General features: G+C 72.1%; 13 protein-coding genes and 1 pseudogene. 12 read left to right on the top strand and 2 right to left on the bottom strand.

Going from position 1 to position 14,687, the window contains the following annotated elements; genetic code table 11:
• Together BJ969_RS29895 and BJ969_RS00010 are read right to left on the bottom strand one after the other, a co-directional pair.
• A pseudogene (locus BJ969_RS29895) lies at window positions 1-172 on the bottom strand (class I SAM-dependent methyltransferase); the annotation flags it as partial.
• 35 nt (window positions 173-207) lie between these two features.
• A complete protein-coding gene (locus BJ969_RS00010; RefSeq protein WP_184475960.1) occupies window positions 208-726 on the bottom strand; it encodes a DUF2505 domain-containing protein in 519 nt (172 codons plus the stop codon).
• A gap of 37 nt (window positions 727-763) precedes the next feature.
• Between BJ969_RS00010 and BJ969_RS00015 the strand changes: the two genes are divergently transcribed.
• The 12 genes from BJ969_RS00015 to BJ969_RS00070 all read left to right on the top strand — a co-directional run bounded on the left by BJ969_RS00015 (window position 764) and on the right by BJ969_RS00070 (window position 14,686).
• Entirely contained in the window at window positions 764-1,870 is a 1,107-nt protein-coding gene (locus BJ969_RS00015; protein WP_184484548.1) for a UDP-N-acetylmuramate dehydrogenase, read from the top strand.
• Between the two features lie 132 nt (window positions 1,871-2,002).
• Window positions 2,003-3,016, top strand: a complete 1,014-nt coding sequence (locus BJ969_RS00020) for a chymotrypsin family serine protease (RefSeq protein ID WP_184475962.1) — start codon at window positions 2,003-2,005, stop codon at window positions 3,014-3,016.
• A gap of 297 nt (window positions 3,017-3,313) precedes the next feature.
• Window positions 3,314-4,483 carry a L,D-transpeptidase gene (locus BJ969_RS00025; protein ID WP_343071151.1) on the top strand — a complete coding sequence of 390 codons (1,170 nt, stop codon included), beginning with the start codon at window positions 3,314-3,316 and terminating at the stop codon, window positions 4,481-4,483.
• A 271-nt stretch (window positions 4,484-4,754) separates the two neighbouring features.
• Complete coding sequence (gene mshA, locus BJ969_RS00030) at window positions 4,755-6,044, top strand: D-inositol-3-phosphate glycosyltransferase (protein ID WP_184475965.1); 1,290 nt, start codon at window positions 4,755-4,757, stop codon at window positions 6,042-6,044.
• Complete coding sequence (locus tag BJ969_RS00035) at window positions 6,041-6,556, top strand: YbjN domain-containing protein (protein WP_184475967.1); 516 nt, start codon at window positions 6,041-6,043, stop codon at window positions 6,554-6,556. The genes mshA and BJ969_RS00035 overlap by 4 nt, the downstream gene beginning before the upstream one ends.
• A 772-nt stretch (window positions 6,557-7,328) precedes the next feature.
• A complete protein-coding gene (locus BJ969_RS00040) occupies window positions 7,329-8,075 on the top strand; it encodes a phosphoglyceromutase (RefSeq protein WP_184475969.1) in 747 nt (248 codons plus the stop codon).
• Between the two features lie 270 nt (window positions 8,076-8,345).
• Entirely contained in the window at window positions 8,346-9,656 is a 1,311-nt protein-coding gene (locus BJ969_RS00045; protein ID WP_184475971.1) for an ATP-binding protein, read from the top strand.
• Complete coding sequence (locus tag BJ969_RS00050; RefSeq protein ID WP_184475973.1) at window positions 9,653-10,333, top strand: response regulator transcription factor; 681 nt, start codon at window positions 9,653-9,655, stop codon at window positions 10,331-10,333. The genes BJ969_RS00045 and BJ969_RS00050 overlap by 4 nt, the downstream gene beginning before the upstream one ends.
• A gap of 149 nt (window positions 10,334-10,482) precedes the next feature.
• Window positions 10,483-11,538 (top strand): Ppx/GppA family phosphatase, encoded by a 1,056-nt coding sequence (locus BJ969_RS00055; RefSeq protein WP_184475975.1) that lies wholly within the window; start codon window positions 10,483-10,485, stop codon window positions 11,536-11,538.
• Window positions 11,535-12,836 (top strand): hypothetical protein, encoded by a 1,302-nt coding sequence (locus tag BJ969_RS00060; RefSeq protein ID WP_184475977.1) that lies wholly within the window; start codon window positions 11,535-11,537, stop codon window positions 12,834-12,836. Before BJ969_RS00055 ends, BJ969_RS00060 begins: the two co-directional genes overlap by 4 nt.
• Before the next feature lie 82 nt (window positions 12,837-12,918).
• A complete protein-coding gene (locus tag BJ969_RS00065) occupies window positions 12,919-13,806 on the top strand; it encodes a sugar phosphate isomerase/epimerase family protein (RefSeq protein WP_184475979.1) in 888 nt (295 codons plus the stop codon).
• 91 nt (window positions 13,807-13,897) lie between these two features.
• Complete coding sequence (locus BJ969_RS00070; RefSeq protein ID WP_343071152.1) at window positions 13,898-14,686, top strand: thioesterase family protein; 789 nt, start codon at window positions 13,898-13,900, stop codon at window positions 14,684-14,686.
• Window position 14,687 lies beyond the last annotated feature (1 nt).

Below are 14,687 nucleotides of genomic sequence, written 5' to 3' on the forward strand. Positions count from 1 at the left end.
TGACCAGCGGATCCGCGGCCGAGGACAGCGAACGGGCCACCCACGGGGTGCCGGCGATCCAGCGGTCCACGCGGCGCAGCCGGTTCGGGTTCGTGGTGCCGCGGGTGGGCACGCCGAGCGCGCGGGCACGTCCGGCCGCCAGCCGGGGAGCCCGCTTGCGGGGCTGGTTCATGCGGTTCCCGCCCAGGTGGTGGAGATCATCCGAGATCAGGCGGGCCGGCGGGCCAGCCACTCGGTGGTGAACCGCTCCTCGGCCGCCAGCAGCTTCTGCACCTGGTCGGCCACGAGGTCTTCGAGCTTGCCGCCGACGAACGGCACGTTCACCCGCACCTCGCCCTCGACGACGAACTCGCTGGCGTCGGCGCCGTCGGTCAGGTCGCGCAGCCACATCGATCCGCCGACCGTGCACGGCACCCCGGCGACCTCGGCCGCGATCTCGCCGGTGTAGTGCCCGTCCTCCTCGCGCCGCCAGGACTCGCTGCGGTCGATCACCAGGTCACCCGCGCCCACGACGGTGCGCGCCACCGGCGGCAGCGAGTCCGTGCGCACGCCCTGGCGCACCTCGAAGCGCACCGCGTCGCCGTCCACCGCGTGCTCCACGAGCTCGTTGCGGGTACCCCCGAGCTCGGTGAGGCGCTCCCGCAGATAGTCGAGGTCGATGAGCGCCGCATGCACCTGCGACGCGGGCCACTCGGAGGTGCTGCGGTGCTCGATGCGGCGTGCCATGGGCGGAAGGTTACCTTTGGCAATCGTGAACCCCTCGATGTCCGGCGCCGAAGGAACCAGCGGTGGCGCGCCGCCGACCGGCGAGCCGACGCCCCACGCCCTGTCCGGCCACACGACGCTGCGCCTCGGCGGCCCGGCCGCCGAGTTCGTCCTGGCCGAACACCCCGACCAGCTGGCCGAGGCGGTCCGGGAGTCCGACGCGGCCGGTCAGCGGCTGCTGGTGCTGGGCGGCGGCTCGAACCTCGTGATCGCGGACGGGGGCTTCGACGGCCGGGTCGTGCGGATCGCCACCCGCGGTCGCCGCTACGACATCGTCGACGGATTCGTGCAGCTCACCGTCGAAGCGGGCGAGGACTGGGACGACGTCGTCGCCGACACCGTCCACCAGGGGCTGGGCAACTTGGAGTGCCTGTCCGGGATCCCGGGGCTCACCGGCGCCACCCCGGTGCAGAACGTCGGCGCCTACGGCGTGGAGATCTCCGAGATGCTCGTCTCGGTGGACCTGCTGGACCGGCACACCGGGCGGATCCGCACGGTGCTGGCCGACGACCTCGGGCTGGTCTACCGGGGCAGCGTGCTCAAGCACACCGCGGACGCGGTGGTGCTGCGCGCCCGCTACCTGCTGCGCGACGGCGGGGAGTCGGCGCCGATCCGGTACGCCGAGCTGGCCCGCGAACTCGACGTGACGCCGGGCGCCCGCGTCGACGTGACCCGGGTGCGCGAGGCCGTGCTGCGCTTACGGCGCACGAAGGGCATGGTGCTCGACCCCGAGGACCACGACACCTGGAGCGCGGGTTCCTTCTTCACCAACCCCATCGTGGCGGCCGACGAGCTGCCCGGAGTGCTGGAGCTGATCGCGGCCCGCGTGGGACCGGACGAGCGGGTGCCGCAGTACCCGGCTTCGGACGGGCGCACGAAGCTCTCCGCCGCGTGGTTGATCGACCGCGCCGGGTTCGGCAAGGGCCACGCGGGCCCCGGCGGGCGCGCGGCGCTGTCCGACAAGCACACCCTGGCGTTGACCAACCGGGGCTCGGCGAGCACCGCCGACCTGCTCCACCTGGCGCGTGAAGTCCGCGACGGGGTGCGTTCGGCGTTCGGCGTGTCACTGGCGCCCGAGCCCGTCCTGGTGGACTGTTCGCTCTGAGGCGTGGGGGCGCGAAGCGCGGTTCCGGTGTGGTGCCGACCGGATTCACCCGCCTGCTGACCGGCCGGAAGAGTGACTCTTCGTGACTATTGATTAACCCTGAGTGTTAAATGGTTGCTGGAGGGGGCCGCCATGCTCAGCATCAGGGAACTTCGGGACAGAGCGGTCATCAGGCCGATCAAGCGCGCGGTCGAGGACCAGCTGCTGGACCTCCCAGGCGTCACCGCGGTCGACATCGGTGAGAAGCGCACCGCCGGCCGGTTCACCGGTGAGCAGGGCATCGTCGTGTCCGTCGCGCGCAAACGTCCTCCCGACCGGGTGTGGCCGGGCACGCACGTCCCCCCGGACGTGCTCGGCATCCCCACCGACGTCATCGAGGAAAAGCCGCTGCTGCAGCACGCGCACACCTGCGCCGAGGAATCGGTGGCGCTGCGCGGGCGCGGTTTCGCGCACGACGGCGCGGTCACCGGCGGGGACGGGCTGGCGCCGTGCCGCTCGGTGCAGCTGGCGCCGCCGGACGCCCGCTACGCGGGCCGGTACCGGCGCACCGGGACGCTGGGCGCGCTGGTCGTCGGGCATCCGCCCGCGGTGGCGACGATGGGCCTGACCACGTTCGACGTGGCCTGCCTCGACGACGGCTGGGCGGTCGGCGATCGGATGGTCGACCCGGACACCGGGCACGTGTACGCGGACCTGGCCCGCGGCGCGCTGTCCGGCCGGGTGGACGCGGCGGCCGTCACCTTGGGCAGGGGCGTCGGCCATTCCCCGGTGATTCCCGGCATCGGTCCGGTGACGGGGCAGTGCGCCGCCTATCCGGGTGAGCCGGTGCGCAAGTGCGGTTACGGCAGCGGTGTCACCAGCGGAGTGGTCACCTCGGTGGACGTGACGCTGCGGGTGGACCACGGCGCGGCGCTGGGCGTGCGGGTGCTGCGCGAGCAGATCCGCATCGACTGCCCCGCCTCCGCCGGGTGCTTCCTGCGTCCCGGGGACGCCGGCGGTGTGGTGGTCAACCACGACGGCCGGGTCGTCGGGCTGCTGTTCGCGGGCACCCGCAGCGGGATGACCGGCTTCGCCAGCCCCATCGTGGACGTGCTGGCCGAGCTCGACGTGGAGCTGTGCGTGCTGCACCGCCAGCTCCAAGTGTGATCGCGGATGTGCGGTGAGTTAGCCCACGGATGTGATCGTTCGCGCGATCGAGTTCTCGCGGCGACCGCGCGAGCCCGATGTCGATCACGGTCGGCGAGCGCCCTTCCCCCTGGTCATGGCCCTGTCGAGTGAGCCGGTCCCGCCCGATCGTGCGGTTCGCGCGGCCCGGGGGCGCTCGCAGCGGCGATGCTGTGACCCGACACACTGTTGATCGGCGACATCTTTTCTGGTCGCCGGACGTCTTCGAGTAGTGAGAACCATGTCGGAACGGATCGGGGTCAAGGAGTGCTGAGCAGGGTGGGTCGGTCGCGGGTACGGCTGCTGTGGACTGCGCTGGCGGGCGCGTTGGCGGCCGTGCTGCTGATATCGGGTTGCGGGTCGCAGTCCTCGGGCGGAGGTGGCACCGGGGGTGGCGCGCAGGCGCAGGCGCCCGCGGCCAAGGTGCACCTCGAACCCGGCGGCGGTGGCGACGTCAACCCGGCCGCGCCGGTGAAGGTCAGCGTCGAACGCGGCAAGCTCGACGACGTCGCGCTGACCAACGGCGACGGCAAGGAGGTCGAGGGCGAACTGGCAGCCGACGGCCTCAGCTGGACCGCCGGCGAGCAGCTCGGCTACGGCAAGACCTACACCTGGTCCGGCGAGGCCACCGGCACCGACGGGCAGAGCGTCCCGGTCCAGGGCAGCTTCACCACCGTGTCCCCGGCGAAGACGGTGCGCGCCACCGTCAACCCGACCGACCACACCGAGGTCGGCGTCGCGATGCCGATCAGCGTCAAGTTCGACCAGCCCGTCACCGACAAGGCCGCCGCGGAACGCGCGCTGCAGGTGCGGCCGTCCGTGCCCGTCGAGGGCGCCTGGGCGTGGCTGTCGGACAAGCAGGTGGACTGGCGGCCGAAGGAGTACTGGCCCGCGGGAACCCAGGTCGAGGTCGACGCCAACCTCTACGGCGTGCACTACGGCGAGGGCGAGTACGGGCGCTCCGACCTGACCACGAAGTTCTCCGTCGGCCGCTCGCAGATCGTCAAGGCGGACGCGTCCACGCACCAGATGATCGTCGAGCAGGACGGCAAGCAGATCGCGAGCTACCCGGCCAGCTACGGCAAGGACCACGATCCGGAGCTGAACACGCCCAACGGCACCTACATGGTGATGCAGAAGAACCCCGTCGAGATCATGGACAACCCCCGCTACGGCTACACCGACGTGGAGAAGAAGTGGGCCGTGCGGATGTCCAACCACGGTGAGTTCATCCACGAGAACGAGGAGAACCGCGCCAACCTCGGCAAGGTCAACACCTCGCACGGCTGCATCAACCTGTCGGAGGCGGACGCGAAGGCCTACTTCGACGGCGCGCTGATCGGCGACCCGATCGAGGTCACCGGTGCGGTCACCACGATGGAACCGCGCTTCGACGTCTTCGACTGGATGATCGATTGGGAGCAGTGGCAGCAGAAGTCCGCGCTGTGATCTAGCGCTGCGCTTTCCCGGTCCCGCGAGGGCGGTTCGATCCGCCCTCGCGGGACTTTTTCATGCCCGGTGCCGATCCCCGGCTGTGAACAGCGTCACCAGCCGCTCGGCGTTCGAGCCGGTCGCCGCGAGCTCCGGGGTAGCGTCAGCGGGCTGTGCTCGGCGGCGCAGGAATGTTTTCCCCCGCACCGGCGTCGAGCTTCTACAGCGTCCGAAACGGATCGGACGTCCGCGCGGACGTCCCCGACAAGGTTTGCGATAGGGCTAGTCGATGACTTCTGGCACCGCCCGGATGCGGCCCCGCCGCGCCGCCGTGTTCTCGTTGCACACTTCGCCGCTGGAGCAGCCCGGCACCGGTGACGCGGGCGGGATGAACGTCTACATCGCGCAGACCGCGACCCGGCTGGCCGAACTCGGCACCGAGGTGGAGATCTTCACCCGCGCCACGTCCTCCGAGGTGCCGCCGGTCGCGGAGCTCGCGCCGGGCGTCACGGTGCGCCACGTCGTGGCCGGTCCGTTCGAGGGCTTGGACAAGAACGAGCTGCCCGCGCAGCTGTGCGCGTTCGCCGCGGGCGCGCTGCGCGCGGAGGCCCGGCACGAGCCGGGGTTCTACGACGTCGTGCACTCGCACTACTGGCTGTCCGGGCAGGTCGGCTGGTTGGCCAGGGAACGCTGGGGAGTGCCGCTGGTGCACACCGCGCACACCCTGGCGAAGGTGAAGAACACCGCGCTGGCCGCGGGCGACACCCCCGAGCCGCGGGTCCGGGTGCTCGGCGAGGAGCAGGTGGTCGCCGAGGCGGACCGCCTCGTCGCGAACACCGAGGTGGAGGCGTCCGACCTGGTCCGGCTCTACGGCGCCGACCCGGCGGAGGTGGCGACCATCCCGCCGGGCGTGGACCTGCGCCGGTTCACGCCGGGAGATTCGGCCGCGGCGCGCGCCCGGTTCGGGTTGTCGCGGGACGCGCTGGTGTTCGCGTTCGTCGGCCGCATCCAGCCGTTGAAGGCACCGGACGTGCTGCTGCGCGCGACCGCGGAGCTGCTGGCCCGGCGTCCCGAGCTGCGCCCGCGGTTGGCGGTGCTGGTCGTCGGCGGCCCGTCGGGCAGCGGGCTGGAACGCCCGGAGGCGCTGCAGGAGCTGGCGCGGGAACTCGGCATCGCCGATGTGGTGCGCTTCCTGCCGCCGCAGGGCGGGGAGGCGCTGGCCGACGTCTACCGGGCCGCGGACGTGGTGACGGTGCCCAGCTACAACGAATCGTTCGGCCTGGTCGCGCTGGAGGCGCAGGCCTGCGGCACGCCGGTGGTGGCGGCCGCGGTCGGCGGCCTGCCGGTGGCGGTGGCCGACGGCAGGTCCGGGCTGCTGGTCGCGGGGCACGGTACGGACCAGTGGGCGGACGCGTTGAGCTCGGTGGCCGACGCCGGTTTACGCACCCGGCTCGCGGCGGGGACGGTGGAGCACGCGGAGACGTTCTCCTGGGACCGCACCACGGAGGCGTTGCTGGACACCTACGCGCGGGCGAAGCACGCGTTCCACTCGCAGTTCAGCTTGGAGGTGACGGCGTGACCGTCGTGGAGACCATCGAGTCCGCGCTGGACGCGAGCGAACTGGACTACCGGCAGGAGGCCGACGGCCGGTTCTTCGTGACGTTGCCGGGCACGAAGAAGCTGCAGACGAACTGCTGGCTGGTCGTGGCCGAGCACGCGGTGGTCGTGGAGGCCTTCGTGTGCAGGCAGCCGGACGAGGCGCACGAGGACGTCTACCGGTACCTGCTTCGGCGCAACGCGCGGCTCTACGGCGTGCACTACACGATCGACGGGACCGGGGACATCTACCTGGTGGGCCGGATCGGCCTGCACGCGGTGACGGCGGAGGAGATCGACCGGGTGCTCGGGCAGGTGCTGGAGGCCGCGGACGGGGATTTCAACTCGCTGCTGGAACTGGGGTTCGGCACCGCGATCCGCCGGGAGTGGGGCTGGCGGGAGTCGCGCGGCGAGTCGCTGGCGAACCTGCGGCCGTTCGAGCAGCTGGTGCGCCGGGACGGTCCGCTGGCGCCGGCGGACGAAGAACGGGCCTGACCCCCTGCTCCTGCGTGCGTCCGCTGGTCGGACCGGCGGACGCGAGGGGCGGCTCGGGAGAGAGGGGGAGTCGCGAGCTCGAACCGCCCCACGCGTGAGGTCCCGCCTGCGGGCCCAGTGGGCGGGGGGCACCCGGGGCCCGGCGGGGCGTGGTTCGACGGGGGAGACGAACCACGCTCTTTTTGTTGCTCTCGTCCGGACCGGGGAGTGCGTGGGAGCCGATCCGCGAGAGCAGTGTCAACTTCGCAGAGTCACGCACTGGCCACAAGTCCGATCTATTACTCCATTCGAGTGATCTTCCCCACTAGGGGTAACGCTGCGGATTAATCATCAAGGAATAGTGTGCTCGTTTGTGACTGGCGACACTTTCGTGTCACGGTGGCACGGTGAATGGATAACCGTCGGGTGACGACCACAACCGATTTGCGGGGTCACTGCCAGCGGCTGCGTTCCCCCGAAGATCATCACTCGATACGGTGGCGCACTGCTCTGAGTGATCGACCACGGGGTGGTCGTTGTGTCGCGCAACTGAAAAATTCTCATGTTTCATGCATGGTCACTCAGTCGCGGAGCAGTGGAGGCTGACCCGATCGGCCCAGTTCCGGTTGGTACTGCGTCGTTCGGGGGACGGGGACGATGTTCAGTGCGATCGGGTGGCCTCCCGAGGGCCTCGCGAGCTCGTCGCCGCCCCTCGCGTCAGGGCCCTGAGGTTCGCGGGCGCGCCCGCGGCGGCCGGGCACGCGGCGCGGACGGCTTGTCATAGCCTGAGCCCATGACTGTCGGGACTCTGGTACTGCTGCGACACGGCGAAAGCACCTGGAACGCCGAGAACCTGTTCACCGGCTGGGTCGACGTTCCCCTCTCCGAGAAGGGCACGACCGAGGCGCGCCGCGGCGGCGAGCTGCTGCGCGAAACCGGGGTGCTGCCCGACGTGCTGCACACCTCGCTGCTGCGCCGGGCCATCACCACCGCCAACATCGCCCTGGACGGTGCCGACCGGCACTGGATCCCGGTGCGCCGGGACTGGCGGCTCAACGAGCGGCACTACGGCGCGCTGCAGGGCAAGAACAAGAAGCAGACCCTGGACGAGTACGGCGAGGAGCAGTTCATGCTCTGGCGCCGCTCCTACGACACGCCGCCGCCGGAGATCGAGCCGACCGACGAGTTCAGCCAGGAAGGCGACCCGCGCTACGCGGACCTCGGCGCCGACATGCCGCGCACCGAGTGCCTCAAGGACGTCGTGGCGCGGCTGCTGCCGTACTGGGAGAACGCGATCGTGCCGGACCTGCGGGCCGGCCGGACCGTGCTCGTGGCCGCGCACGGCAACTCGCTGCGGGCGCTGGTGAAGCACCTCGACGGGATCTCGGACGAGGAGATCGCCGGGCTGAACATCCCGACGGGCATCCCGCTGCGCTACGACCTCGACGAGCAGCTGGCCCCGACCAACCCGGGCGGCACGTACCTGGACCCGGACGCCGCCGCCTCGGCCGCGGCGGCGGTGGCCAACCAAGGGCGCTGATCCGAGATCGCCTCGCCACCGGTGCGCAGCGGCGCCCGGTGGCGAGGCGATCACCGGCCGTAGTCTCACCGGGCGACACCTGAGCGAAGGTGTCGCCCGTTCTACGTCCGCTCCCTGTTCACGCGGGGAGCGCGGCAACGGTCCGCAGCTGAACCCGGCTCCACTTTCGAGTGAATCAGAGGTGAAGAACCCTCCGATTCATGTCGCGGGTGTCACGGATCGCGCTCGCGGGCTGGTCCAGCACCGCATCTCCCTGCTTACGATGCTGCTGTGACCGCATTGGGCTATACCGCCCTGATCATCGGCTTGCTGGCGATCGGTGTGGCGGCCGGGTACCTGGCCGCGCGGACGGCGCGGCACCGCGAACGCCGTCGGCCCGAGGGGCCGACCGTCGCGGAACTGCTGCAGCGACTCGTGCACCGGACGAACAACGGCATCGTCGTGCTCAACCGGTTCGGCGACGTGGTGCTGAACAACCCGCGCGCCGACGAGCTCGGCTTCGTCCGCGACAACCAGGCCGACCCCCGCGCCCGCAAAGCCGCCGAAGAGGCGCTGGAAACCGGCGAACCGGTGACCGTGGACCTGTCCCCGCTGAACCGCACGTCGCTGCGCGGTCGCGGACCGGCCGCGGTGCTCGGCGAAGTGCGACCGCTCGGCGACGGGTTCACCGTGATCGACGCGGGCGACGAGTCCGACGCCGTCCGGCTGGAGGCGACCCGGCGGGACTTCGTGGCCAACGTCTCGCACGAGCTCAAGACCCCGGTCGGCGCGCTCGCGCTGCTGGCGGAAGCCGTGATCGACGCCTCCGACGACGCCGACGAGGTCCGCCGGTTCTCCACCAAGATCCTGCACGAGTCGACCCGGCTGGGCACGCTCGTCTCCGAGCTCATCGCGCTGTCCCGGCTGCAGGGCGCCGAACGGCTGCCCGAGCTGACCACCGTCGAAGTCGACGTCGTCGTCGAGGAGGCGCTGGGGCGCTCCCGCATCGCGGCCGAGTCCGCGGGCATCGAGATCACCCTCGACGATCCCAGCGACCTGCTGCTCGACGGGGACCGGACGCTGCTGGTGACCGCGCTGAGCAACCTCATCGACAACGCCGTGTCGTACTCCCCGCCGGGGTCGCCGGTGTCAATCAGCCGCCGGATGGTCGGCGACTTCGTGGAGATCGCCGTCACCGACCGGGGCATCGGCATCGACCCGCAGCACCAGCAGCGGGTGTTCGAGCGGTTCTTCCGCGTCGACCCGGCCCGCTCGCGGGCCACCGGCGGGACCGGCCTCGGGCTGGCCATCGTCAAGCACGTCGCCGCCAACCACGGCGGCGAGGTGAAGTTGTGGAGCAGGCTCGGAACCGGCTCCACGTTCACCCTCCGGGTGCCTCGGCACGGTGCCGACGCGGAGGTGGGCGGTACCGGCGAGCAGAACGCGGCGACCGGTTCGGAGCTCGCCGGCTCCGAGCAGTCCGGGGGCGAGGCCCGGTCGGACGCCGCGGCGGGTACCGCCGAACCGGGCCGGGCGGACACCCGGCCCGAGACCGATAGTGCGGACGGGGTCGCAACCGTCGAAACGGGAGGAGTCCGGTGACCAGGGTGCTGATCGTGGAGGACGAGGAGTCCTTCGCCGACCCATTGGCGTTCCTGCTGCGCAAGGAGGGGTTCACCGCGGCGGTCGCAACGACCGGCCAGGAGGCGCTGGACGAGTTCGACCGCAACGGCGCGGACATCGTGCTGCTCGACCTGATGCTGCCCGGCATGAGCGGCACCGACGTGTGCAAGCAGCTGCGGCAGCGCTCCGCCGTCCCGGTGATCATGGTGACGGCGCGGGACAGCGAGATCGACAAGGTGGTCGGGCTCGAACTGGGCGCCGACGACTACGTCACCAAGCCGTACTCGGCCAGGGAGCTGATCGCGCGGGTGCGCGCGGTGCTGCGCCGCGGCGGCGAGGCCGAGGACCTGCAGCCGCAGGCGCTGGAGGCCGGTCCGGTGCGGATGGACGTGGAGCGGCACGTGGTGACGGTGGCGAGCGAGGAGATCAGCTTGCCGCTCAAGGAATTCGACCTGCTCGAATACCTGCTGCGCAACGTGGGCCGGGTGCTGACCCGCGGGCAGCTGATCGACCGGGTGTGGGGCGCGGACTACGTCGGCGACACCAAGACCCTCGACGTCCACGTGAAGCGGCTGCGCTCCAAGCTGGAGCCGGACCCGGCCGAACCCCAGTACCTGGTCACGGTGCGCGGCCTGGGCTACAAGTTCGAGGTGTGAGCGCCTCGCCCGCCCGGGGCGAGTAGCGACCCCGGCACGGGGCGCGTCGAGGCGGGGCGCGGGGGCGACGGCGGTGTGGCCCGGTTCGCACCGGTTCGTGGCCCCCACCCGGCTCGGGGGTGTGGTTGCGGCCGGTAACGTTGTCGGACATGCGCCTAGGGGTGCTCGACGTCGGATCCAACACCGTCCACCTGCTCGTGGTGGACGCGCACCGTGGTGCCCATCCGACCCCGATGACATCGGAGAAGACCGTGCTGCGGCTGGCCGAGCGGATCGGCGCCGACAGGCGCCTCGGCGACGACGACGCCGATGAGCTCGTCGGCACCGTCGCCGAGGTGAAGCAGGCCGCCGAGCAGGCGGGCTGCGAAGACCTGATGGCCTTCGCCACGTCCGCGATCCGCGAAGCCGACAACGCCACCGAGGTGCTCGCGCGCGTCCGGGACGAGACGGGCGTGGAATTGCGCGTGCTCTCCGGCGAGCAGGAGGCGCGGCTGACGTTCCTGGCCGCGCGGCGCTGGTACGGCTGGTCCGCGGGCAGGTTGCTGCTGCTCGACATCGGCGGCGGCTCGCTGGAGATGGCCATCGGCATCGACGAGCAGCCCGACCTGGCGGCCTCGCTGCCGCTGGGCGCCGGTCGGCTGGCCCGCACCCGGCTGCCGCAGGACCCGCCGAGCCGGCGGCAGGTGGGCGAAGTGCGGGAGTGGCTGGACGAGCAGCTGGCTCCGACGGCGAAGCGCTTCCGCAAGATCGGCGGCCCCGATCGTGCCGTCGCCACCTCCAAGACGTTCCGCTCGCTGGCGCGGCTCACCGGTTCGGCGCCCGCCTCGGCGGGCCCGCGCGTGCCGCGCACCCTCACCGAGACCGGCCTGCGCCAGCTGCTGGCGTTCATCACCCGGATGTCCGCGGCCGACCTGGCCGGGCTGGACGGGGTCAGCAGCGCGCGCTCCCACCAGCTCGTCAGCGGAGCGCTGGTCGCGGAGGCGGTGATGCGCGCGCTGGGCGTCACCGAACTGGACATCTGCCCGTGGGCGCTGCGGGAAGGCGTCATCCTCAGGCGGCTGGACCACGCCAACGGAGAGGACCACACTGCCATGCGGACCCGCCTAGAGCTCGGGTCGTTCGACGCGGAGCCCTTCGCGAACGGGTCGGATGCGGACCGGGGAACTGGACGGCAAGCCCACTACGGGGCACGGTGGAATCGATGAGTCGGGACAGCGGGTCCGAGCACCCGAGCCAGCGCACCGTCGCGGAGCTGCTCGCCGAGTACGGCGGCGGCTCCCAGAAGAACGCGCACCGGCGACGCAGGCGCGCCGAGGACCCGAGCGAAACCGCCCCGCAGGCGATCATCGAACGGGTGCTCTCGGACAGCGGCACCATGCGCGCGATCAAGCCGGACGAGGCCGAGGACACCCGTTCCGGCCAGGCCGGGGGCGCCGCCCCGCCCGCTCCGGGACGCCCGCAGGCACCGCACGGCGGCACGGGGCCGCAAGCCCCGGTTCCGCCCGCCTCCCCCCCGGCAGCACCCCAGTACGGCGGCCCGCCGTCCGGGCCGCAGCCCGCCGGGCCACCGCCCGGACCCCCGCGCACCGGGCCGCAGCCGACCGCGGCGCCACCTGCCGCGGGTCCGCCGCCCGCTCCCGCCGGTCCGGTTCCGCCCGTCGCGCCGGGACCGCCCGCGGCTCCCGCGGCGGAATCCGCGCCGCCCGAGGACGACGTCGCCGATCCGGACCAGGGGTCCGGGTTCTGGGCTCGCCGCTTCGCCGCCGCCGGGGCGCCGCCGCGCGCGACCGCTCCGCACGAACCCGAGGCCGCGCCGTCGGACGCGGAGATGACCGTCCAGCAGCCCGCGCTGCCCGGACGCGCCCCCGCGGGCCCGCCGCCCGAGCAGCCGACCCGGTCGGTGCCCATCGAGGGCGCGACCGAGCAGCTGCCGAGGGTGGAGGCCGAGGCCAAGAGCGCCGGGGCCGAGGGCACCGCGATGATGGCCTACCCCGGAGCTCCCGAAGCGCCGCAGCGCTCCGACGACCCGTACGACTTCGACGACTACGAGGACTACGACCGCACCGGCGGCGCCTACCCGGATGAAGCGGTCTTCGAGGACTACGCCGACGGCGAGGCCACCCGGTACCACCGGGACGGCTACGACGCCGACGACGACTACGACGACTACGACGCCGCGCCCGCCGGGTTGGACGCCGACGACTACCGGGCCGACGACGCCGACGAGGAACCGGAGCAGACCACCGGCAAGGAGTGGCTGGTGCTGGCGCTGCAGGGCGGTGCCGGGCTGATCTGCGGTGGCGCGGTGTGGTTCGCGTTCCGCTGGTTGTGGACCGCGATCCCGATCGCGGCGCTGGTCGCCGCGCTGGCGATCACGGGTGCGCTGGTGTTCGTGGCGCGGAAGTTCTTGCGCACCGACGATCTGCAGACGATCCTGCTCGCGGTGCTGGTCGGGCTGATCTGCACCGTGTCACCGGCCGCGCTGCTGCTGATCGGGCATTGAGGCCGGATTCGTCGCGCGGGTCCGCACCCGGACCCGCCGGGGTGACACCAGGTGGTGGGGCCGCGACACGCTGGGGCAGGACATGACACCGCAACCGCATACGACGACCGAGCCGAGCCGCCCCGACATCCCGGTCGGGCTCTCCAGCGCATCGGTGTGGCCGCAACCCGCGCGGGCGGCGTTCGAGATGGCGGCCGATCTGGGCTTCGACGGGGTCGAGGTGATGGTCTGGGCGGACGCGGTGAGCCAGGACGTGGGCGCGCTGCACCGGCTCGCGCAGGAGCACGGGGTGCCGATCCTGGCGGTGCACGCGCCCTGCCTGCTGATCACGCAGCGGGTGTGGTCGCCCGAGCCGGAGGAGCGGCTGCGCCGCGCGGTGGTGGCCGCGAGCGATCTGGGCGCCTCGACGGTGGTGGTGCACCCGCCGTTCCGCTGGCAGCGCCGGTACGCCGAGGGCTTCGGCGACCTGGTCGGCGAGCTGGAGGAGACCAGCGGCATCCGGGTCGCGGTGGAGAACATGTTCCCGATCCGCCCGCCGAACCGGCTCAACCGGCTGCGCGGCGGCCGGGCGAGCGGGCTGTCGGCGTTCACGCCCTCGCCCGACCCGACGGAGGTCGGCTACCGCAACTACACGCTCGACCTGTCGCATGCCGCCGCCGCGCACGTGGACGCGGTGGAGCTGTACAAGCGGATGCAGGACCGGCTCGCGCACGTCCACCTGGCGGACGGCACCGGAGCGCCCCGTGACGAACATCTCGTGCCGGGGCGCGGCACCCAGCCGTGCGCGCAGGTCTGCGAGCTGCTCGCCGCGGACGGCTTCGCCGGCTCGGTCGTGCTGGAGGTGAACAGTCGGAAGGCCCGCAACCAGCAGGAACGCGCGGCGCTGCTGGCGGAGTCGCTGGTGTTCGCCCGGTTGCACCTGCAAGCGCCCGGCAGGCCGCAGGAGGGCGAACCCGGTACCGGCCCGTGATCAACTTCGAAACGGGTACGTAGGATCATGGCATGAGTACGATGCGCGCCTCGCTCGCTCATGAGCGACGCCGGCACTGCGCGGGTCGCGCGTGAACGACACCCCCTTCCTCGACACCCTCGCCGTGCGCCCGCTGGGCGACGGCACCTTCGTCGCCGATCTGCACCAGGACTGGGCGGTCGGCGACCGCCCGCACGGCGGCTACCTGCTCGCGCTGCTCAGCCGCGCCGCCGTCGGCGAGACCTCGCTGGACCCGCTGTCGGTCAGCGCCCAGTACTTGCGCTCACCGAAGGTGGGGCCGGTGCTGCTGCGCACCGAACGCCTCAAGGCGGGCCGGACCGTCACCGTCGTGCGCGCGGTGCTGGAGCAGGCCGGGCAGGTGTGCGTGGACGCCACCATCACCCTCGGCGAGATCCCGGACGAGCCGCCCACCTGGTCGGACCTGCCGGACATGCCGGTGAACCCACCGCCGGACGCGGTCGACCTCGGCAGCTCCGATGCGGGCGGGCCGAACGGGCTCGCGCGGGCCTGCGACATGCGGCTCGATCCGCGCGGGGCCGGTTTCCTGCGCGGCAGCACCAGCGAACCGCTGCGGCTGCGGATGTGGGCGCGCCCGCACCAGGGGCAGCCGGACCTGCTGTTCGGGCTGATCGCCGGGGACCTGACGATGCCCGTCACGTTCAACCTGGGCCGCTTCGGGTGGTCGCCGACGGTGCAGCTCACGGCGCTGCTGCGGGCTCGGCCGGCGAACGGCTGGTTCCGGCTCGTGGTGGAGTCCAAGGCTGTGCACGGCCCGTGGTTCGACGAGGACACCCTCGTCATCGACTCCACCGGCCGCCTGGTCTGCCAGGCGCGGCAGCTGGCGCTGAGCGCGAAGTGAG

Source organism: Saccharopolyspora gloriosae (assembly GCF_014203325.1).
GTDB lineage: Bacteria > Actinomycetota > Actinomycetes > Mycobacteriales > Pseudonocardiaceae > Saccharopolyspora_C > Saccharopolyspora_C gloriosae.

Excerpts from the sequence above, each read along its gene's own strand:
- BJ969_RS00010 (WP_184475960.1), bottom strand. The coding sequence starts at position 726 with ATGGCACGCCGCATCGAGCACCGCAGCACCTCCGAGTGGCCCGCGTCG.
- BJ969_RS00015 (WP_184484548.1), top strand. The coding sequence starts at position 764 with ATGTCCGGCGCCGAAGGAACCAGCGGTGGCGCGCCGCCGACCGGCGAG.
- BJ969_RS00020 (WP_184475962.1), top strand. The coding sequence starts at position 2,003 with ATGCTCAGCATCAGGGAACTTCGGGACAGAGCGGTCATCAGGCCGATC.
- mshA (WP_184475965.1), top strand. The coding sequence starts at position 4,755 with ATGACTTCTGGCACCGCCCGGATGCGGCCCCGCCGCGCCGCCGTGTTC.
- BJ969_RS00040 (WP_184475969.1), top strand. The coding sequence starts at position 7,329 with ATGACTGTCGGGACTCTGGTACTGCTGCGACACGGCGAAAGCACCTGG.
- BJ969_RS00055 (WP_184475975.1), top strand. The coding sequence starts at position 10,483 with ATGCGCCTAGGGGTGCTCGACGTCGGATCCAACACCGTCCACCTGCTC.
- BJ969_RS00060 (WP_184475977.1), top strand. The coding sequence starts at position 11,535 with ATGAGTCGGGACAGCGGGTCCGAGCACCCGAGCCAGCGCACCGTCGCG.
- BJ969_RS00065 (WP_184475979.1), top strand. The coding sequence starts at position 12,919 with ATGACACCGCAACCGCATACGACGACCGAGCCGAGCCGCCCCGACATC.